This window comes from Roseobacter sinensis (assembly GCF_025755255.1).
GTDB lineage: Bacteria > Pseudomonadota > Alphaproteobacteria > Rhodobacterales > Rhodobacteraceae > Roseobacter > Roseobacter sinensis.
Window position 1 is genome coordinate 59582 of record NZ_JALIEB010000014.1, and the last position, 19966, is coordinate 79547.

Annotated in this window: 21 protein-coding genes; 16 read left to right on the forward strand and 5 right to left on the reverse strand. The window is 61.9% G+C overall.

Annotation, left to right across the window (positions count from 1 at the left end; genetic code table 11):
• Nucleotides 1–3 precede the first annotated feature (3 nt).
• Together MUB52_RS18155 and MUB52_RS18160 are read right to left on the reverse strand one after the other, a co-directional pair.
• A complete protein-coding gene (locus tag MUB52_RS18155; RefSeq protein ID WP_263845572.1) occupies nucleotides 4–570 on the reverse strand; it encodes a nuclear transport factor 2 family protein in 567 nt (188 codons plus the stop codon).
• A gap of 84 nt (nucleotides 571–654) precedes the next feature.
• Nucleotides 655–1569: a LysR family transcriptional regulator gene (locus MUB52_RS18160; RefSeq protein ID WP_263845573.1), complete on the reverse strand. Its 915-nt coding sequence runs from the start codon at nucleotides 1567–1569 to the stop codon at nucleotides 655–657.
• 85 nt (nucleotides 1570–1654) lie between these two features.
• Here MUB52_RS18160 and MUB52_RS18165 point away from each other — a divergent pair, with 85 nt between their 5' ends.
• The 3 genes from MUB52_RS18165 to MUB52_RS18175 all read left to right on the forward strand — a co-directional run bounded on the left by MUB52_RS18165 (nucleotide 1655) and on the right by MUB52_RS18175 (nucleotide 4310).
• Entirely contained in the window at nucleotides 1655–2578 is a 924-nt protein-coding gene (locus tag MUB52_RS18165; protein ID WP_263845574.1) for a DMT family transporter, read from the forward strand.
• Entirely contained in the window at nucleotides 2575–3270 is a 696-nt protein-coding gene (locus MUB52_RS18170) for an SDR family oxidoreductase (protein ID WP_263845575.1), read from the forward strand. The genes MUB52_RS18165 and MUB52_RS18170 overlap by 4 nt, the downstream gene beginning before the upstream one ends.
• A 314-nt stretch (nucleotides 3271–3584) precedes the next feature.
• The gene (locus tag MUB52_RS18175) at nucleotides 3585–4310 is read left to right on the forward strand and encodes an SdiA-regulated/phytase-like domain-containing protein (protein WP_263845576.1); all 726 of its coding nucleotides are present in this window, start codon (nucleotides 3585–3587) and stop codon (nucleotides 4308–4310) included.
• 165 nt (nucleotides 4311–4475) lie between these two features.
• Here the strand turns inward: MUB52_RS18175 and MUB52_RS18180 are convergent, their stop codons facing one another.
• Together MUB52_RS18180 and MUB52_RS18185 are read right to left on the reverse strand one after the other, a co-directional pair.
• Nucleotides 4476–5705 (reverse strand): L-rhamnose isomerase, encoded by a 1230-nt coding sequence (locus MUB52_RS18180; protein WP_263845577.1) that lies wholly within the window; start codon nucleotides 5703–5705, stop codon nucleotides 4476–4478.
• Nucleotides 5706–5723: 18 nt separating this feature from the next.
• A complete protein-coding gene (locus MUB52_RS18185; protein WP_263845578.1) occupies nucleotides 5724–7826 on the reverse strand; it encodes a bifunctional rhamnulose-1-phosphate aldolase/short-chain dehydrogenase in 2103 nt (700 codons plus the stop codon).
• A gap of 187 nt (nucleotides 7827–8013) precedes the next feature.
• On the opposite strand from MUB52_RS18185, the gene MUB52_RS18190 reads away from it, so the two are divergent.
• From MUB52_RS18190 to MUB52_RS18220, 7 genes are all read left to right on the forward strand, one after another.
• The gene (locus MUB52_RS18190) at nucleotides 8014–8817 is read left to right on the forward strand and encodes a DeoR/GlpR family DNA-binding transcription regulator (protein ID WP_263845579.1); all 804 of its coding nucleotides are present in this window, start codon (nucleotides 8014–8016) and stop codon (nucleotides 8815–8817) included.
• Nucleotides 8818–8864: 47 nt separating this feature from the next.
• Entirely contained in the window at nucleotides 8865–9863 is a 999-nt protein-coding gene (gene rhaS / locus MUB52_RS18195; RefSeq protein WP_263845580.1) for a rhamnose ABC transporter substrate-binding protein, read from the forward strand.
• A gap of 72 nt (nucleotides 9864–9935) precedes the next feature.
• A complete protein-coding gene (locus MUB52_RS18200) occupies nucleotides 9936–11483 on the forward strand; it encodes a sugar ABC transporter ATP-binding protein (protein WP_263845581.1) in 1548 nt (515 codons plus the stop codon).
• Complete coding sequence (locus MUB52_RS18205) at nucleotides 11480–12460, forward strand: ABC transporter permease (protein ID WP_263845582.1); 981 nt, start codon at nucleotides 11480–11482, stop codon at nucleotides 12458–12460. Before MUB52_RS18200 ends, MUB52_RS18205 begins: the two co-directional genes overlap by 4 nt.
• Nucleotides 12457–13440, forward strand: coding sequence for an ABC transporter permease (locus MUB52_RS18210; protein ID WP_263845583.1), 984 nt, complete (start codon nucleotides 12457–12459; stop codon nucleotides 13438–13440). Before MUB52_RS18205 ends, MUB52_RS18210 begins: the two co-directional genes overlap by 4 nt.
• Entirely contained in the window at nucleotides 13440–13754 is a 315-nt protein-coding gene (gene rhaM, locus MUB52_RS18215) for an L-rhamnose mutarotase (RefSeq protein ID WP_263845584.1), read from the forward strand. Before MUB52_RS18210 ends, rhaM begins: the two co-directional genes overlap by 1 nt.
• Nucleotides 13751–15130, forward strand: coding sequence for an FGGY-family carbohydrate kinase (locus tag MUB52_RS18220; protein WP_263845585.1), 1380 nt, complete (start codon nucleotides 13751–13753; stop codon nucleotides 15128–15130). The genes rhaM and MUB52_RS18220 overlap by 4 nt, the downstream gene beginning before the upstream one ends.
• A gap of 108 nt (nucleotides 15131–15238) precedes the next feature.
• On the opposite strand, the gene MUB52_RS18225 is transcribed toward MUB52_RS18220, so the two are convergent.
• Nucleotides 15239–15685, reverse strand: a complete 447-nt coding sequence (locus MUB52_RS18225) for a MarR family winged helix-turn-helix transcriptional regulator (RefSeq protein WP_263845586.1) — start codon at nucleotides 15683–15685, stop codon at nucleotides 15239–15241.
• A 78-nt stretch (nucleotides 15686–15763) separates the two neighbouring features.
• Here MUB52_RS18225 and MUB52_RS18230 point away from each other — a divergent pair, with 78 nt between their 5' ends.
• The 6 genes from MUB52_RS18230 to MUB52_RS18255 all read left to right on the forward strand — a co-directional run bounded on the left by MUB52_RS18230 (nucleotide 15764) and on the right by MUB52_RS18255 (nucleotide 19912).
• Nucleotides 15764–16168, forward strand: a complete 405-nt coding sequence (locus tag MUB52_RS18230; protein ID WP_263845587.1) for a VOC family protein — start codon at nucleotides 15764–15766, stop codon at nucleotides 16166–16168.
• Nucleotides 16168–16632 carry a VOC family protein gene (locus MUB52_RS18235; protein WP_263845588.1) on the forward strand — a complete coding sequence of 155 codons (465 nt, stop codon included), beginning with the start codon at nucleotides 16168–16170 and terminating at the stop codon, nucleotides 16630–16632. The genes MUB52_RS18230 and MUB52_RS18235 overlap by 1 nt, the downstream gene beginning before the upstream one ends.
• 10 nt (nucleotides 16633–16642) lie before the next feature.
• Complete coding sequence (locus MUB52_RS18240; RefSeq protein WP_263845589.1) at nucleotides 16643–16996, forward strand: DUF1428 domain-containing protein; 354 nt, start codon at nucleotides 16643–16645, stop codon at nucleotides 16994–16996.
• 48 nt (nucleotides 16997–17044) lie between these two features.
• Entirely contained in the window at nucleotides 17045–18205 is a 1161-nt protein-coding gene (locus MUB52_RS18245; RefSeq protein WP_263845590.1) for a WD40/YVTN/BNR-like repeat-containing protein, read from the forward strand.
• A gap of 222 nt (nucleotides 18206–18427) precedes the next feature.
• Entirely contained in the window at nucleotides 18428–19243 is an 816-nt protein-coding gene (locus MUB52_RS18250; RefSeq protein ID WP_263845591.1) for a winged helix-turn-helix domain-containing protein, read from the forward strand.
• Between the two features lie 102 nt (nucleotides 19244–19345).
• Nucleotides 19346–19912, forward strand: coding sequence for a tetratricopeptide repeat protein (locus MUB52_RS18255; RefSeq protein WP_263845592.1), 567 nt, complete (start codon nucleotides 19346–19348; stop codon nucleotides 19910–19912).
• Nucleotides 19913–19966 lie beyond the last annotated feature (54 nt).

The window sequence follows — 19966 nt, forward strand, 5'->3', positions numbered from 1 at the left end:
GGGTCAGCTGCCGGGTGTGTTGCGGACGAAGCTGTTGCCGCGTTCCGCAGTGGCGAAAAAGCTCATGGCATCCACGCGCCAGCCGTCTTCGGTGCGGGTGAAGCTGTGCTCATAGGTGCCCCAGACTTCCCAGAGCGCGTCACCGCCGTTCTCGGGCAAGGCGCCGCGATCCATGCGGTTCCAGGCATAGCCATGGCTGACCATGGTGGCTGCATCCTCGCTCTCGAAGGTGATGCGATGGTTGCCGCGCAGGTGGAACGAGGCCTTCTCCGCGGTCAGGTTTGCCGACCAGCCGTCGATCAGCGCATCCGCAGGGATCGTCGCCGGCGCGCCACCTGCCAGTGAGGTGAAGTCTATGCGGATCTCGTCGGTGAAGAAGCTGCGCGCAAGCGCCCAGTCCTTGGCATCGACGGCGGCATCAATGGCATCGGCGATGCGGATCATCTCGGCATGGGCAACAAGTGTGTCGACCGTGACCGGCGTTCCGGCTGTGGTCTCAGCGGGTGCCGGCGCGCTCATTGCAAGGGCAACGGCAGTGCTGGCGAGGGCGACTTTGAGTGTCCGTGTCATGTCTTGTCTCCGTCGTTGCGTGTTTCGATGGGATAGACATGGCAATCAGATTGGATAATTAAAAAGTCTGTTTAGGCATGAAATCTATAACTTTTCAGCATCTAATTTAAGAACAGTGTCGACCAGCAGCTGCGTCAGGCTGCCCCGCGTGCTTTGTGTAAGAAACAGGAACTCGAGGGGCACCGACAGCCCGTCCACCTCGCGGAACTGCACCCGGCGCGGTGGGCGCTGCATGTTGGCGGAATTGACAAAGGCACAGCCGACGCCGGCAGACACAAGGCTCAGCATCGTGGTCTCGTCAACCGCTTCCTGCACGATCTGCGGCGCGAACCCGATATCGGCGAGCGCACCGAACAGCCTATCATGGTAGGCCGGGGCGACGCTTCTGGGAAAGGTGACGATCGGCAGACCATCGATGTCTTCGAAGGACAGCGGCCCCTCCCGGTCGAAGACCAGATCGACGGAAGCGGCGAGCACCACGTCATCGATGCGCAGCGGGTGCACGGCCAGCGCGTCCTCGAGAATATTGTCCTGCCGATAAACGAAGGCCGCATCGATCTCGCCGGCCAGAAGCGCATCGATCTGCTCAACCGAACTCATGGGCCGAATGTCGAGCCGTATCCCGTCATGCTGTCGCTTGAAGCGACTGAGTGTCAGCGGCACGTGACCCGCCCAGGAGGCGCTTTCCAAAAGACCAACACGGATGGTGCCAGCTTCACCCTTGGCAATGCGGCGGGCCGCCTCCGCGGCGTCCTCCGTTTCTCTCAGAATGCCCCGTGCACGCTCCGCGAAAGCGCGCCCGGCATCGGTCAGGACCACCCGGCGTCCTTCTCGCGACAAGAGGTCGAAGCCAAGTTCGAGCTCCAGATCTCTGATCTGACGCGATACGGCGGGTTGTGCGATGTGCAGACGCTCCGCAGCATGGCTGATCCCACTGTGCTCGGCAACGGCCACGAAGTAGCGCAAGTGGCGAAGCTCCAATACATAACCCTCCGGCATGAGAACGATCAGGTCATAGCATTGGAAAGTATCAAATCAAAACGACATCTTGGTTTGTGCAGATACCGCGGGGAGGACCGATCCAATGCCCAGCACAACGACATCACCAGTTTCCGGGGTGGCCCTCGGCACTTTGACCGTGTTGTGCTGGGCCGGTTACAATGTTGCAGCGAAAGCGGGGATCGACGCCGGGCTGTCTCCGGCCGCGCTGAGTTTTCTGCGTTACCTCACACCCGGCCTCGTCGCGGTGCCGCTGTGGGTCTGGCAGCGGCGACGGTGGGAGAGCACTGGTCTACCCTTCATCCGCCTTATTGCGCTCGCAATCCTCGGGGGCCCCCTCTTCGGATTGATCGCGGTTGCCGGATACCAATTCGCGCCGCTGTCTTACGGGCTGCTCTTTGCGCCCGTTGCGGTCTTCATGACCGGATTGCTCTGGGGCGGGATTCTGCTGAATGAACCGATCACCGCCCCCCGCATTTTCGGGGCCATCGTGATGTTCGGTGGCCTCGCGCTTGTTGTCGGCGTTCATAGGGGCGGGCTCGGGCCCCAATGGCCCATCGGCATAGCGCTCTTCGTGATGGCGGGCTGCATGTGGGGCAGTTACACCGCATTGGTCAGATACTGGCGCATCCCGACGCTGGAAGGGACCGCTGCTGTCGCGTCGCTCGGCGCTGTCATCGCAGCTATTGCGCTTGGTCCCTGGGCCGTGGTGTCATTTGGAGAAGCGGAGGCCTCAATGCTTCTGACGCAGATCATCATGCAGGGGTTGGTGGGCGGCGTCCTGAGCGTCGTTGCGCTGATCGCGCTGCTGCGACGCGTGCCGGCCCAGATCGCGGCGATGCTGCCGACCTTCACACCGGCAGTCGCGCTGTTCATCGCCTGGGCCGCGCTTGGCACCAGACCGCAACCGGCCGAGCTTGTTGGTGCGGCCATCATCTTTGCTGGCTTCATGCTCGCGACCAGACCGGAGCTATGCACGCCCCCATTCATGAGACGGAGCACACCATGAGCAAACAAAGAAGACTGGCCCTCGTCACGGGTGCGAACCGGGGCATCGGCAAGGAGGTGGCGCGGCAGCTTGCGTCCGAGCATGACCTCCACACGCTCGTCGGATCGCGCGACCTTGCGAAAGGAGACGCCGCCGCAGCCGAGATCGGGCATGGCGCTGAGGCGATCCAGTTGGACGTGGCCGACGATGCCTCCGTGGCGAAAGCGTTCGATGAGATCGAGCAGCGTTTCGGCAGGCTCGACGTTCTGGTGAACAATGCGGGCGTCGACTACGACACCGACCAACGCGCAAGCTCCGCCGATCTCGGCAGAGTTCGCCAGACCTTCGCGACCAACCTCTTTGGCGCCTGGGCGGCCGCCCTCGCAGCGATCCCGCTTCTGCGTCGCGGCAGGTCGGCCCGCATCGTCAACGTCTCGTCAGGATCCGGATCCCTGAGCGACATGGGCGGCGGAACGCCCGGCTACGGGGTCTCGAAGGCGGCCTTGAATGCGTTGACGTTGAAACTCGCCGATGAGTTGCGGCGCGACCACATTCTCGTCAACGCGGTCTGCCCGGGTTGGGTGGCGACCGATATGGGTGGCGGCGGTCGGCCGATCCCGGAGGGTGCGCGCGGCGTGGTTTGGGCGGCGACACTGCCGGATGACGGACCGACCGGGGGTTTCTACAGAGATGGCAAGCGCATTGCGTGGTGAAACAGAGCCGAAACCCCCAGACATCAGCTCAGACAATGCAAGCAAGGATGCCCCAACGCAGTGTCAGCGGCGCGTCCGGCAGCCATATGTGCGGCTCATATGATGCCGCTGCGCGCCTGAGCGGAGGGCTTGGAAGACGGTGGTCGCCCGGCGGATTACGAGACGTCGACTGACACAGGGCTCACCCAAAGGCGCGACGACGACCCCAAGACCATTGACCCGCGTGTAAATCGAAACAGGTCAGGCACAGGAGCGGACTGTCGGGGGGTCAAATGCGCAGAAGGTTCACATGTGCCGCAGCGATGGTTGTCGCGATGCCTGCGACCGCCCTGGATCTGCAGGAAACGGGCCGATACGACCTCAACCGCCCCGCCAGCCTGGATTATGATCCGACCTTCTGCGGCCTCTGGATCGCCAACGAGGGACCCGAGGCTGTGCTGGTCACGCTGCAGGGCGAAGAGCTCAGGCGTGTGAGCAGTGATCTGTCCCGCATCAAGGCGATTTCGCTGGAAGGCGATCACCTGCTTGTGGCCGACGGGTTTGGCCAGATGCAACGGTTGACGAAAGACGGCGAAGTCATGGAGCCGCCTTTCGATCTGGACGGCGGGTATGCGGATACCGAAGGCATCGCGATTGCCGCGAGTGGCGACATCGTCACCGTCGAGGACGATCCCGAGCGCCTGTCCTGGTTCAGCCCGGCCGGTGAGCTGAAAACCCAGATTGACACGATGGATCTGTCCCCGCCGCTGAGCGAGGCGCAGGGGATCGCGATTGACCCGCGCACGGGCCACCTGCTGATCGTTGACGATTGGGAAGGGTCCAACAGCCTCTACGAGTTCACCTCGACGGGTGAGCTGCTCGCCCAGGCGAGTTTGCTGGAATATGGCACTGACCCGGAGGGCATCGCTATACGGCCCGGCTCCGATCAGCTGTTCATCGCATTTGACGGTGGGGCGCAGATCGTGACATTCGATTACACGCCCACCCTGCCGCCCGGTGCCGCGCCGTTGCCGCCTGGCGCCGACTGCATGATGTTTTGAACGCAAAGAGTCTGCCGAGTTGCGGGTCGTCCGTCTGGGCGTGCGCCGAAGGCGGGAAACGTCGGTCGGCCAGGTCGCTCGAAGACCGTGACGCGGCCCAAAAACAGCCGAAGAGCCACCGCAAGCGACGTTGTTCGCCGGTCCAGTCCGCAAGCACCCGCCTTGTCAGCGGTCGGCGACGGATGCCTGATACGCGTCGAGATCGCGAACCAGCGTCTGACCGGATGTCACATCGCTTCGCGCACAGAATTCGGCCCAAACACTGCCATAAGGAAGGTCCTTCAGCTCCTCCGTCAGGGTCAGCCGGGTGGTGAAGTCCAATGCGTCTTCCGCCGCGCGCAGGCGGCCCCACGGCTTCAGCAGCGCATTCAAAAGCGCCTTTTGCATGTTGCGGGTGCCGATCACCCAGGCAGCGGTCCGGCTGATCGTGGCGTCGAAGAAATCAAGCCCGATATGCGTGCGGCCGAGCAAGTCCGCGCTAACGAGTTCCTGCGCCATCGCGAGGATGTCGTCGTTCAGCAGGATCACGTGGTCGCTGTCCCATCGCATGGGCCGGGAGACGTGCAAAAGGATCTCGGGCAGCGACAGGGCAACGGCGGACAGCTTGTCGGCGATGCTTTCCGTGGGATGAAAGTGCCCCATGTCGAGGCAGAGCAGCGTGCCCTTGCGGATCGCGTAGCCGAGGTAGAATTCGTGGCTGCCCACGGTGCAGGCCTCGACCCCGATCCCGAAGAGCTTGGATTCGACCGCGTCGCGCATGTTCGGCTTCGTCTCACTCAGCATCGTATCGAGTGACTCTTCCAGCCGGCCGCGCGCCGCCATCCGATCGATCGGAAGGTCCTTGTAGCCATCAGGCACCCAGATGTTGTTGATCGCTGGGGAACCGAGGTCCCGCCCCATCTGGGCCGCGATATCGCGTGTCCGCTTTCCGTGTTCGATCCAGAACGCGCGGATGCCCGCATCGGGATGCGAAAGCGTCAGGTTGTCGTCGGCCTTGACGTGGGCGAAAAAGGTCGGGTTGAAATCGAGGCCGATGCCCTGATCTTTCGCCCAGTCGACCCATGGCACGAAATGACGATACTCGATTTCATCTCGGTCGGGCGCTTCGTCGGTGTCGAGGTACATGGCGTGCAGGTTTAGGCGGTGTTTGCCCGGAATCTGAGAGTAGGCAAACTCCAGATCCGCCCGCAACTCGTCCGGGTTGCGCGCCCGCCCCGGATGATTTCCCGTCGCCTGAATGCCGCCACCCGAAGAGCCCGTTCGGCTTTCGAACCCGACAACGTCGTCGCCCTGCCAGCAATGGACGGAAATCGGAATGCCCTTCAATCGCGCGATGGCAGCCTCGGTATCGACACCCCACTCCGCGAATTGTGCCTTGGCGGTTTCATATCCCATGACCGATGCCCCCCCTCTCTATCGCGTGAAGGCCTGAACGTTGCCTGCATCGACGTTCAGGATGTTGCCCGTCGACTTGGATGACGTGTCAGCCGCGAAGAAATAGCACGCCTCGGCGATGTCCTCCGGCAGGACAGAGCGTTTGAGCATCGAGCGGTTGCGGTACATCTCCTGCAGCCCCTGCTTGTCGGTTCCATAAGTCGTCGCGCGTTGTTCCAGCCATTCGCCTTCCCAGATTTTGGAGCCTTGCAGCACGGCATCCGGGTTCACCACGTTGACCCTGATCCCAACGTCGGCGCCCTCCAGCGCCAGACAGCGGGCAAGGTGGATTTCCGAGGCTTTCGCAGTGCAGTAGGCCGAGGCGTTGGGGGAGGCCGCAAGCCCGTTTTTCGACGCGACGAAGACGACCGACCCGCCCATGCCTTGGGTGCGCATGACCTTGAAGGCCTCGCGGCTCACGAGGAAGTAGCCGGTCGAGAGGATGTCCATGTTCCGGTTCCACAGCTCCAGCGTCGTGTCCTCGACGGGCGCAGATGACGCGATACCAGCGTTCGAGACCATTATGTCGATGCCACCAAACTCCACCGCCGTCTCTGCCAGCGCGTTTACCACTGCGGCCTCATCCGTCACATCCATCAGAACGGATCGCACCACATCCTGGCCGAACTTTTGCGTCAGAGCGGCTTTGGTGGCCTGCAGACCGTCGGCGTTGATATCGGCCAACATCACGCAGGCGCCTTCGGACAGATAGCGGTCCGCCGTTGCCGAGCCGATCCCGCCGGCGCCGCCGGTGATCAGTGCGACACGGCCGGCCAGTGATTTGGGCCTGGGCATGCGCTGCAGCTTCGCCTCTTCCAGGAGCCAGTATTCGATGTTGAAAGCTTCCTGTTCGGGCAGGCCGCAGTAGTCGCTTACCGCGCTTGCGCCGCGCATGACATTGATTGCGTTGACATAAAATTCACCCGAAATTCGTGCCGTCGCCTTGTCCTTGGCGAAGGTGATCATGCCGACACCGGGGATCAGGTAAACAACCGCATTGGGATCGCGCATGGCCGGAGAATTCTCGTGTTTGCAGCGCTCGTAGTAAGCGGCGTAATCCTCGCGGTAGGCTGCGATCTGTGCAGGCAGACCGTCCAGAACCTCCTCGATGTTGTTCTGTGCGGGATCGAACCCCACGACGAGGGGCCGGATCTTCGTGCGCAAGAAATGATCGGGGCAGGAGGTGCCAAGCGCCGCCAAGGGCTTCATGTCGCGCGCGTTCACAAACTCAAGCACCGTCTCGGTATCGTTGAAATGACCGACCATATGCTGGTTGCCGCTGACGAAGCCTCGGATCGCGGGCATCAGGCGGGCCGCCACGCGCCGACGGTCAGCAGGAGAGAGACTTTCGTGCACAGCACCGCCGAACGCCGGGACGTCTGCGGTGCGTTTGCCCAGCCAGTCGGTTGCGACGTTGATCACGTCGATGGTGCAATCGTAGCAGTCCTTTGCCGTCTCCGCCCAGGTGAAGAGCCCATGGCTTTCCAGCACTACACCCTCGGCCTCCGGAGTCTCGAGGCAGAATTTCTCCAACCAAAGCCCGAGTTCGTACCCGGGCCGCTTCCACGGCAACCATCCGATGCGGTCACCAAAGATCTCGCGTGTCAGGTCACGCGAGTTCTTTGACGCGGCAATTGCGATGATCGCATCAGCGTGAACGTGATCCACATGTTTGCGCGGCACGTAGGCGTGCAGCGGCGTGTCGATAGAGGCCGCCCGCGGGTTCAACTTGAACGTGCAGTGAGGCAGGTAGCCGACCATCTCATCTTCGAACTCCACCCCCCGATAGAGCCCCTTGAGCGCGGTCAGCTTGTCCATGTAGAGCGTCGCAAACCCGTCGAGCGTCATCGACCCGATGTCCCCGCCCGAGCCTTTGACCCAGAGGACTTCGACTGCCTCTCCCGTCAGAGGATCGGTTTCCATGACCTTCGCCGAGGTGTTGCCGCCACCGTAGTTGGTCACGCGCTTGTCTGCGCCCAAGATATTGGAGCGGTAGAGCAACAGCTCCGAATCGGATTTGCCTTTGGCAGCCTCGGGATCCCAGCGGTTTTCGAGAAGCTGATTATCGTCCGTTTTCAACATGTTGCTCTCTCTGGCGCTCGGGCCCGGTGGTGACATGGCGGTGCAGACAGGCTTAATCTGATGCGTCTATATGTCAATCAAGAACAATCATGTTCCGTCATGCTGCGATGCAGAATGACGGATTTTGACTGAAATTGATTGACAGGGATCGCGAATCTGCACACCGTTCCCCCAACGGGAGGCGCATTTGCACGAAAAAGAACGCCATAGGATCATCCTGTCCGCGGTTCAGGACCGGCCGGTTGTGACCGTCATCGACCTGTGCAGCCTGACCGGGGTGTCAGAGGCAACGATCCGGCGCGATATCTCGACACTGCATATGCAGCAGAAGTTGCGCCGCGTGCGCGGCGGCGCCGAGGCGATCACCCCGCCGCAATTCGTGGGTCTCGCCGGCCGACCCTTCGCGGTGAACGAGACGCTGAGGATCAACGAAAAGCAGGCGATCGCGCGCGCAGCGGTAGACCTGTGCGAGGATGGCGACAGTATCATCATCAACGGCGGCACCACGACATTCCAGATGGTGCATCCGCTCGCCAGCCGGCGATTGCAGGTTTTCACGAATTCCTTTCCGATTGCCGAGCACCTGCTGAAACACTCGAAAAACACCCTCATGCTGTCGGGCGGTGCGATCTACCGCGAACAGAACATCATCCTGTCGCCCTTCGACAATGATGTGACGCGCAACTTCTATGCCAAGCGGATGTTCATGGGCGCGCAGGGTCTGGGACCCATCGGCCTGATGGAGGCCGACCCGCTGCTGATTCAAGCCGAGCAGAAACTCATTGGCCAAGCCGATGAACTCGTCGTTCTGGTCGACAGCTCGAAATTCGCCCAACGATCGAGCCTCGTTCTTTGCCCGCTCGAACGTGTCGGCACGGTGATCACCGATGACGGCATCTCCGACACCGCGGCGGCCGTGCTCGAGGCCGCAGATGTTAACCTGATCGTCGCCCCTGCGGGCGGCGCTCAAGAGGAAGAGGCAGCCTCATAACCGCCTCAGAACCACACGTCCAAACGTGACCTTCAGGGAGGATCCAAATGAAACGTCGCTCATTCACTTCACTCGTCGCGGGGCTGAGCCTTGCGGCTGGTATGATGGGATCAACGGCCATGGCGCAGGACGACATGCGCATCGCGCTCGTCGTCAAAGCCCTTGGCATCGGCTTCTTCGAAGCGGCCGCGGAGGGCGCTGAAGAGGCCGCAAAAGAGCTTGGCAATGTCGAGATCATCTATACCGGTCCGACCGACACAACGGCGGAAGGCCAGATCGAGGTCATCAACGCGCTGATCGCACAGGGGGTCGATGCCATCGCGATCTCGGCCAATGATCCGGATGCGGTTGTTCCGGCGCTGAAGCGGGCGATGGATCGTGGTATCACCGTGATCTCATGGGATTCGGGTGTGGCCGAAGATGGCCGCCAGATGCACCTCAACCCCTCCTCGACGGAGCTGATCGGAAACACGATCATCAAGCTGGCTGCAGATCACATGCCCGATGGCGGGGACGTTGCCATCCTGTCGGCAACCGCCACGGCGACCAACCAGAATGCCTGGATCGAGGCGGCCAAGGGTGTCTTGCCGAATTACGAGGGCGTCAATCTGGTCACGACCGTCTATGGCGATGACCTGTCCGACAAATCCTACCGCGAAGCGCAGGGCTTGATGGCGTCCTACCCCGATCTGAAGGCGATCATCGCGCCAACGACAGTGGGCATCCTGGCCTCCTGCCAAGCGGTGACCGACGCCGGCAAGATTGGCGAGATCAACGTGACCGGACTTGGGCTGCCCTCTGAAATGGCCGGCTGCGTGGAGTCGGGTGCCACGAAAAGTTTCGCGATCTGGAACCCGATCGACCTTGGGTATTCCGCAACCATGCTGGCGCATGCCATCGCAAACGGAGCCGAAGCCGCTCCGGGTGCGGAGATTGCGATGGGCCGGATGGGGTCCGTCACGCTGGACGACACCAATTCGGCGGCGATGTCGGACCCCTTCACCTACGACAGCTCGAACATCGACCAGTTCAAGTCGATCTTCTGAACCGAGCAGGTCCGGCGCGGGCAGGCAGCTGCGCCGGACCACGACCCACCCGAGCGCAATCGAAGCGGGCTCATGCAGTTGGAGTTGAGAGCAGACGTGTCCACCCAGACCGCCTCCGGCGTGACACCGCTGCTGTCGCTTTCGGGGGTCACAAAGACCTTTCCGGGTGTGCGGGCGCTGTCGGATGTGTCGCTGAAGCTCTATCCCGGCAAGGTGACGGCGCTTGTGGGCGAGAACGGCGCGGGCAAGTCGACCTTGGTGAAGGTCCTGACGGGCATCTATCAGCCGGACGATGGCGACATCCGGATTGACGGTCAGCCGGTGCGGTTCCCGACCCCGCAGTCGGCCGAACACGCGGGCGTGACCGCGATCCATCAGGAAACCGTCCTCTTCGATGAACTGTCCGTGGCCGAAAACATCTTTCTGGGGCACGCCCCGACGGGGCGGTTCGGACTGATCGACTCGAGTGCGATGATGACACGCGCGAGAGAGATCCTGTCGAGCATCGGCGGGGCGATCGATCCCGGCACGACGCTGAAAGAGCTTGGCACGGCGAACAAGCACCTTGTCGCCATCGCCCGGGCGCTCTCCGTCGATGCGCGCGCGGTGATCATGGATGAACCGACGGCGGCGCTCAGCCATGCCGAGATCGAAGAGCTCTATGAGTTGGTCGAGGAGCTGAAACGGCAGGGCAAGGCGATCCTGTTCATCAGCCACAAGTTCGACGAGATCTTTCGCATCGCGGACTTCTACACGGTCTATCGCGACGGGCAGATGGTCGGCGAAGGTGCGATGTCGGAGGTGAGCGAGCCAGAGCTCGTCAAAATGATGGTCGGTCGTGATGTCAGTCAGATCTTCCCCAAGCGCGATCACAACATCGGGGCCGAGATCCTTGTGGTCGATGACTATCAGCACCCGACCGAGTTCGCAGATATCGGCTTCACGCTGCGGCGCGGTGAAATCCTTGGCTTCTACGGCCTTGTCGGCGCAGGTCGGTCGGAATTCATGCAGGCGCTGTTCGGGATCACACGGCCGTCTGGTGGCACGGTGAAGATCGACGGCGCACCGGTCACCATCCGCTCTCCTGCTGATGCGGTGGCCAGCGGCATCGTGTATGTGCCCGAAGACAGAGGCAGGCAGGGCACCATCGGTGCGCTGCCGATCTTCCAGAATGTAACCCTGCCCTCGCTGACCCGCACCTCGCGCAAGGGCTTTCTCAAGCTGGCCGAAGAATTCAAGCTCGCCCGCGCGTACGCCACGCGACTGGATTTGCGGGCCGCCTCGCTGGATACGGATGTCGGCAACCTGTCGGGCGGCAATCAGCAGAAGGTGGTCATCGCCAAATGGCTGGCCACCCAGCCCAAGGTCATTGTCCTGGACGAGCCCACGAAAGGGATCGATATCGGGTCGAAAGCGGCCGTACATGACTTCATGGCCGAGCTTGCCGCGCAGGGGCTGGCTGTCATCATGGTCAGTTCGGAAATCCCGGAAATTGTGGGCATGTCCGACCGGGTCATCGTGATGCGGGAGGGGCGGATCGCCGCCAGGCTCGATCGCGATGACATCACACCGGAAACGCTGGTCGGACATGCCGCTGGCCTCGGGGAGACCAGGCGATGAAACGGATCCTCGCGTCGCGTGAGGCTTTGCTTCTCGTGGCCATCGGGCTGCTTCTTGCGCTGATCGCAACGCGCTTTCCGGGCTTTGTCACCCCCTCGAACCTGGCGGCTGTCTTCAACGATACGGCCCCTCTGATCCTCTTGGCGATCGGCCAGATGATTGTCATCCTGACCAGATGCATTGACCTGTCGGTTGCGGCCAACCTCGCGCTGACCGGCATGGTCGTGTCATTGATCAATATCGCCGCCCCGGGGTTGCCCATCATCGCGATCTTTGCCGTCGCCATCGGCTTCGGAGCCCTCCTGGGGATGTTCAACGGCATATTGGTGTGGAAACTCGCCATCCCGCCCATCGTGGTGACCCTCGGCACGATGACCATCTTTCGCGGGATCATCTTCCTTCTGACCGAAGGCAAATGGGTCAACAGCCACGAGATGAGCGATGCGTTCAAGGCTGTCCCGCGGACCGTCATCCTGGGCCTTCCGGTCTTGAGCTGGATTGCGATTGCGGCGGTGATCCTGTTCAGCATCGTCATGACGCGCACGACCCTCGGCCGTGCGTTCTACGCGGCCGGGGGCAATCCGCACGCCGCGACATATGCCGGGATCAATGTGGGGCGGACGCAGTTCTGGGCCTTCACCACCTCGGGCGCCATCGCTGGGCTGACCGGATACCTCTGGGTGTCGCGGTTTGCGGTCGCCTATGTCGATGTTGCAGGCGGGTTCGAGCTGACCGTTGTTGCCGCTTGCGTCATTGGCGGCGTATCGATCATGGGCGGTATCGGATCGGTTCCCGGTGCACTTCTGGGGGCGCTCTTCCTCGGGATCATCGCCAACGCACTGCCCGTCGTGAACATCTCGCCGTTCTGGCAGATGGCGATCTCGGGCGCGGCGATCATCATCGCGGTTGTTCTGAACGCACAGGCGAACCGTTCACCCGGCCGCATCATTCTGAAACGTGCGGAGCGTGCGGGATGACCGCGAGCCGCGGCATCCCCGACCGCCTGCGCACCCCGATGGAGCGGAACCTGAAGAGTTGGGAGAGCCTGTTGATGCTGGTGGCCATCGGCATCTTCGTCGCCAACTCCTTCGCCTCACCGTATTTCCTGAATGCCTGGAACCTCAGCGACGCGACGTTCAATTTCACCGAAAAGGCGATGATCGCCTTCGCCATGGCGCTGCTGATCATCTCGGGCGAGATCGACCTGTCCGTGGCGGCCATTATCGCGCTGGCCTCCACGGCCATGGGGGCGGCGGCGCAGGCGGGTGTGGGGACCGAGGGGCTTGTTCTGATCGGGCTCTCTGTCGGGCTGCTCTGCGGTGCGTTCAACGGGATACTCGTGACCGGGCTTGGATTACCGTCCATCGTGGTCACCATCGGCACGATGAGCCTCTTCCGCGGGATCAGCTTCATCATCCTCGGGGACCAGGCCTATCGTGGGTATCCGCCGGACTTCGCCTTCTTCGGACAGGGATATGTCTGGTGGGTGATCTCATTCGAGTTCGTGCTGTTCGCGATCATCGCGGCCATCTACGCGGTACTGCTTCACATGACCAACTTCGGCCGCGCGGTTTACGCCATCGGCAACAATGCGACTGGGGCGCTCTTCTCCGGCATTCGAGTGGGGCGCGTGAAGTTCATCCTGTTCCTGTTGACGGGGCTGATGTCCGGGGTTGCGGCGATCTGCCTGACCTCTCGGCTTGGCTCAACCAGGCCCTCTATCGCCTTCGGCTGGGAGCTTGAGATCGTCACCATGGTCGTCCTTGGCGGCGTCAACATCCTGGGAGGCTCGGGTTCGATCCTGGGGGTTGTGATCGCGGCTTTCGTGATGGGGCTTGTGACCTTCGGTCTTGGCCTGCTGAATGTGCCGGGTATCGTGATGTCGATCGTGATCGGGGCGCTGCTGATCTCCGTCATCGCGTTGCCGCGGCTCTGGTCGATGTGGAGGGCAGGCTGATGGAGAAATACGCCTTCAAGATGCGCCTCAACCCCGGCCGCAAAGACGAGTACAAACGGCGTCATGACGAAATCTGGCCAGAGCTGGTCAGCCTTCTGAAGGATGCGGGTGTATCAGATTACTCGATTCATCTGGACGAGGAGACCAATACGCTCTTCGGTGTTCTCTGGCGGACCGAGGATCACCGCATGGACGCCCTGCCCCAGCACGACGTCATGCAACGCTGGTGGGCCTACATGGCGGACATCATGGAGACTAGGCACGACAACGAACCGGTGGCGGTGCCTCTGACGTCCGTCTTCCATCTGCCATGACGCCCGGCCACGTCGCCGTCATCGACATCGGCAAGACCAATGCCAAGCTCGCGCTTGTGGACACCTCTGATCTGTCCGAGATCGCCGTTGTCACGCGACCAAACACCGTACTTGCAGGACCGCCCTACCCTCATTTCGATGTGGAGACCATCTGGGCCTTCCTTCTGGATGCGCTGGCGCAGTTCCACAAGAAATACGGCATCGAGGCGATATCCGTGACGACGCACGGGGCCGCTGGCGCTCTGATCGCTGCGGATGGACGTCTGGCCGCGCCGATCCTCGATTACGAGCACCCCGGCCCAGACGACCTCGTCGACGCCTATGCCAAACTCCGGCCCGCGTTTGCGGAAACAGGCTCGCCCCGGCTGCCCATGGGCCTGAACCTCGGGGCTCAGATCCACTGGCAATTCTCGCAGGATCCAACGCTGCGGGGTCGCACCAGATCAATCGTGACCTATCCTCAATACTGGGGGCATCGGCTGACGGGGGGTCTTGCCAGCGACGTGACCTCCTTGGGGTGCCACACCGATCTCTGGAACCCGTTTGAAACCCACTTCTCCAGCCTTGTTGATCGCATGGACATTGCGGACAAGATGGCGCCGGCGCGGCACTCGGCGGAGGTGTTGAGCCCCCTTCTGGGCGAGGTCGCAGCACGAACCGGTCTCGATCCGGGCACACCTGTGTATTGCGGGATCCACGATTCCAACGCCTCGCTGCTGCCGCACGTGATACGCCGCGACCCACCGTTTTCAGTGGTCTCGACCGGAACATGGGTCATTGCCATGACCATTGGAGGCGCCGACGTGGCGCTGGATGCATCCCGCGACACGCTGGTCAACGTGAACGCCCTTGGTGCACCGGTGCCCTCTGCCCGCTTCATGGGCGGTCGGGAGTTCGAAATTGTCGGCCGAGGCCAGGCTGTGGCATGCAGCGCGGCGGGACTCGCATCCGTCGCTGAGCGTGGCCCCCTATTGATGCCCGCGGTCGTGCCCGACAGCGGCCCGTTTCAAGGGCGGCAGCATCGTTGGATCGGATCGGAACCGGAACCGGGAACAGCTGAACGTACCGCGGCGCTCAGCTTCTATCTGGCGATGATGACCGCGGAATGCCTGTCGCTGACCGGACATGAGGGGCCGATCGTCGTCGAGGGGCCATTCGCGGCAAATGCCGGCTACTGCGGGATGCTGTCAGTCGCAACGAAGTGCCGCGTTCTGACCGCCGGCAGCGCAACCGGGACCAGCCAGGGGGCTGCAATGCTCGCACTTGGATCGACCGAGATACCAAAGGTTGAAGACACAAGTGGGTTCGCACCAGAAGACGGCGGCATCTACACACGATACGCTGAGACGTGGCGACAGGCGGTTTGCGGAAGCTGAGGTCAGGCACTTGGTGTTGCGTTACTCAGGCAATGTTTCGAGCCTTCGGCCGCGATCTCGCATATCTGGCCTTGCATCAATGCGGGACGACCCGAATTCGACCGATGCTCAGTCGAACGACAAAGCTTTCAGGTCCTGCTTCAACGCTTCGTTGTCGTCCCGGCCAAGCATCTCATCGACGTCGTCGTGGGTTTTTCGCCATATCGGCACCGCTTGAACCAGCAGATCCCGCCCGTCGTCTGTCAGCGTGATCCGTCTGCTACGCTTGTCTTTCGGGTCGGCCAGCATCGCCAGAAGCCCCCGCCTTTCGAGAGGTTTGAGGTTGGCGGTCATTGTCGTCCGATCCATGGCGAGAAAATGCGCCAGCTCGCCGACGCGGGGCGCACCCGGACGGTTCAACGCCATCAGAAGCGAGTACTGGCCGTGGGTCAAACCGACCGGCCGCAGTGCTTCATCAAAGCGCCGTGCGATCGCTCGCGCAGCACGTTGAAGGTGAAGGCACAGGCACCGGTCGCGGACCTCGTGCGTTACCTCTATCGGCAAGTCTGCTCTCATGAAGAACCATTACGTTGACATCAACGTAATTGTCAATATTTTGGATGCCAGAGGAGTGATTCCTCAGTGAGGTTGCTCATGAACACCTATATCAACCTGCCGGTTCAGGATCTGTCGCGCTCAAAAGCGTTCTTCGAAGCGCTGGGGTTCAGCTTCAACGATCAGTTCTGTGATGACACCGCGCTGAGCATGGTGATCGGTGAGACATCCTTTGCCATGCTGCTGACGCACGAGAAGTTCGGCAGCTTCACTGACAAGGAGATCGCTGACACCAGCGAGACCAGCCAGGTGCTGATCGCGCTGCAACTCGAGAGCAAAGAGGCCGTCACGAATATGATGGAGACAGCTGTCGAACACGGCGGTAGGGCGACGCGCGCGCCAGAAGATCACGGCTTCATGTACGGTCACGCCTTCGCTGACCCGGATGGCCACATCTGGGAGCCGTTTTGGATGGACGCTGAAGCCGCCGTAGGGGCCGCATGATGCACCGGGTGCGCACATGTCTCTGGTTTGAACGGGGCGGCGCGGAGGCGGCGGAATTCTATGTCTCCCTGCTGCCCGACAGCCAGATGGAAACGGTCCTGGCCCCGGATGGCGCCGAGCCGCTGCTTGTGAACTTCACGCTGGCAGGCGCGCCATATCAAATCCTCAACGGCGGGCCGCATTTCAAATTGACGGAAGCGGCCTCGATCAGTGTGCTTGCCGACCGTCAGCAGGAAATCGACCGGCTTTGGGCCGCGCTCACTGCCGATGGCGGAGAGGAAAGCCAATGCGGTTGGCTCAAGGATCGCTGGGGTCTGTCGTGGCAGATCTACCCCCGCGCCCTGCTCGACATGCAAGCCTCCGACGATCAGGTGGCCGCCGAACGCGCCCGCCAAGCCATGTACAGCATGAAAAAGCTCGATATTGCCGCCCTGGACGCCGCATTTGCCGGCTCCGCATCATAAGGAGATCATAATGTCCTACATTACCGTCGCAGCCTATGCAGTACCGACCGCGAACCGAGACGCCTTCATTGCGCATTCGAAGGAGGTGACCCCGCTTTTCAAGAAGCACGGCGCCCTTGCCGCTGTTGATGCCTGGGGCGACGACGTACCGGATGGTGAGACAACCTCCTTTCCGATGGCTGTGAAATGTGGATCGGACGAGACGGTTGCGTATTCGCATATCATCTGGCCGGACAAGGAGACGCATGACGCGAACATGCAGAAGGTCATGACGGATATGGAGCGCGCCATGCAGGACAACCCCATGCCCTTCGATGGCAAGCGCATGATCTTTGCCAGTTTTCAGACTGTCGTCGAGGCCTAGAGGTGCAAGCCGGAAGGTAAGGCCCCATCAGATCAGGGAGAAGTCGCTATGCCCGAGACGGAGTTGACCATTCTTGTTGGCACCACGAAGGGCGCCTTCCTGCTTCGGCCTGAAAGCGCCAAGGGCCAATGGGCGATCAGCGGCCCGTTCTGTGACGGTTGGCCGATCAATCATCTGGCCAGCGATCCGGACACCGGCACGATCTGGGCCGGTGGCGGCGGAGACTGGAGCGGCGCGGGTGTGTGGCGGTCCGAGGATGGCGGGGAGACATGGGACGTCACGCGGCTGACCACGGGCGAGATGGACACCTGGGCCGCGAATGATCCGGAGTTTGCCAAGATGATCGGCTGGACGGAGAGCGAGTTGCCCTTCGGCGACAGGTTCTCGCAGATCTGGTCGCTGCATCACGCGGGCGGCACGCTTTACGCCGGGACCAAGCCCGCGAACCTGCTGGCCAGCGAAGACGGCGGAAAGACGTGGGAGCGCCTCGGCAGCCTGACCGAGCATGAGTCCGCAGACACATGGAACCCGGGCGCGGCGGGCCTGGTCCTGCACACCATCGTTTCGGATCCGGAGAACTCCAGGAAGCTCTGGGTCGGCATCTCGGCCGCCGGCGTCTTTGCAACGGAAGACGGCGGCAAATCATGGGAGCGCCGCAACCGACTGTCGAATGCACAGGAGTGTGGCCATCACGACCACCCCGCCGCACCGCGCGACGGAGAAACGGGGCATTGCGTGCACAACATCATGCGGGCCAAGGGGGCCGAAGACCTGCTCTACCAGCAAAATCACCACGGTGTCTGGCGGTCGTCCGATGGCGGCCGAAGCTGGGACGACATCACCAATGGCCTCCCGTCAACCTTCGGTTTTCCCATCCGCGTTCATCCGCGCGATCCCGAAACCATCTGGACCCTGCCCCTGAACGGGGACTCAATCGGTCGTTTTCCTCCGGATGCGGCCGCGGCCGTCTGGCGCTCGAGAGACGGTGGCGAAAGCTGGGAAGCCTTGCGTGCCGGACTGCCGCAGGAGGGCTGCTATTTCACCGTATTGCGACAGGCGATGGCCGGGGACACCTGCGACCCGGCGGGCATCTATTTCGGCACAAACAGCGGCTCCGTCTTTGCCAGCCATGACGAGGGCGACAGCTGGGACGAGATCGCACGGCACTTGCCGACAATTCTCGGCGTCGAAGTGATGGCGCGTAGCTAACAGTCCCGACCTGGCGGTTAACGGATCAAGGCGCGGCGCTCACGGGCGGCATTTGACCCCGCGAGGATGTCGTTCGATGCCGGCACGCAGTGGGGTTCCGGCTGGCGGATGCATCGGCAAGCCACCGTGCCCCTCCATAGAACCTAACGCGCGGAAACTGGACAAATGTCCACGTTAAATCAGCCCGAGGTTTCTGGTATACAGGCGAGTATGGTTCGACTGATGGCGATACTCTGCATGCTCTGCCTTATGGGTGCGGGCATTTTGCTTGTGCTGCCGGACCCGTGGGCCAAGGCGGAGCGAAGAGCGGCACAGGATGCCGCGGCGCTCGCCGATCTGATAGCCACACCCGACAAGATCAGTTGGCGGCTGATAGACGACGTGCCCTTGCTCCGCGCGATGGTTTGGGATGCCGATGGAGCACGTCATTACCCTCCGCCCCAGGGCATGGCCCCCTTGCCGTATGAGTTCTCGGATGAGGCGGAGCGGCAACTGGTTTCCTTTCAGGCAACGGTCGACGCGGTTGCATGGGCGCCATTCGACACCGCGGGTCGACAACTTCTCTACTGTGGGGCCGTGCCGGCCGTCTGTCTCGTCTACGATCGCGTGCTTCTGGAGGAGGCGTTAGGGCTTCGCGCGGGTGCGCTTGCCGCGAAACAGTCCAAAGGCAGCCTGGCAATTCTGCTGGCAGCGCTCTCCTGCCTGTTCGGCGGCTACGGCCTTTGGCTCGGGCAAAGGCCAAAAGAGGCAGGGCCGGCCTTCAAGATCGTGCCCGAGCGCCATATCGCCATACGCGACACGCTTGAGATCTCTCTGACCCCGCGCGATCTGAAGCTGCTGTCGATCCTGCAAGACCGCGACGGTGCTGTCGTCACGAAAGACGAACTCTACGACGCAGGCTGGGGACGCGATTACATGCCGAATTCGCGCTCCCTCGATCAGCATATCATCAACCTGCGTAGAAAGCTGGACCCCGACAAATCAAGACCTGTTCTGATCGAAACGGTCCATGGCGTGGGCTACCGGCTCGTCAACTGACCAGCTTTTTTGCAGGTTTTTTGCAATTCGCTTGCAGAAATCTAGCACATCCGAAGCAGCCAAGCGGTTCCCTGAGATGTGTCCGAATGCACGGAGGTCCGCATGAAACCGAAGGTGTCACCTTTTGCCCTTGCTCTCTGTCTGGCCACGACCTGTGCGCTGGCGGATGCTGGTACTCCGCTCAAGGTCGAAGACGACCATGGCGTCCTCAATCCCGATGACACGGGCAAAGAGATGATCGTCCGGAAGATCGAGATGGGGATCATCGACTCGGTGACATGCTCTCTGGGAATAAACGTGACCAAGAACGATGATCACCAGCTTGCAAGAAAGCTGACCCGGGAGTGCGCCGAGGCAGGCTTCACCAAGGCCATGACCTGGATGAGCCAACTTGAGGACAACGGCCTCGGGGGTGAGTACAATCCTGACGCCTCCGCCGAATGGGACCGTCGCGCCGCCGAAGCGGGCGACCCTGTGGGCAAGTTCAACCACGGGCTCAACCTGATGCGCGGTCATGGCATCGCGCAAGACGACGCCTTGGGGCGCCAATTCGTGGATGAAGCCGCGAACGACGGGCTGCCCATCGCCAAGCGTCTGCAAGCCGCGGGTTACGATCTCGATGAAGTCACGCCAGATGCGGACAACTGGAAGTATGCGCCGATGTTCTGAACGGCGGCAGCCAGTCCGATCGGTCTTCGGCATGGCTGGCAACTCGAAGGCAGA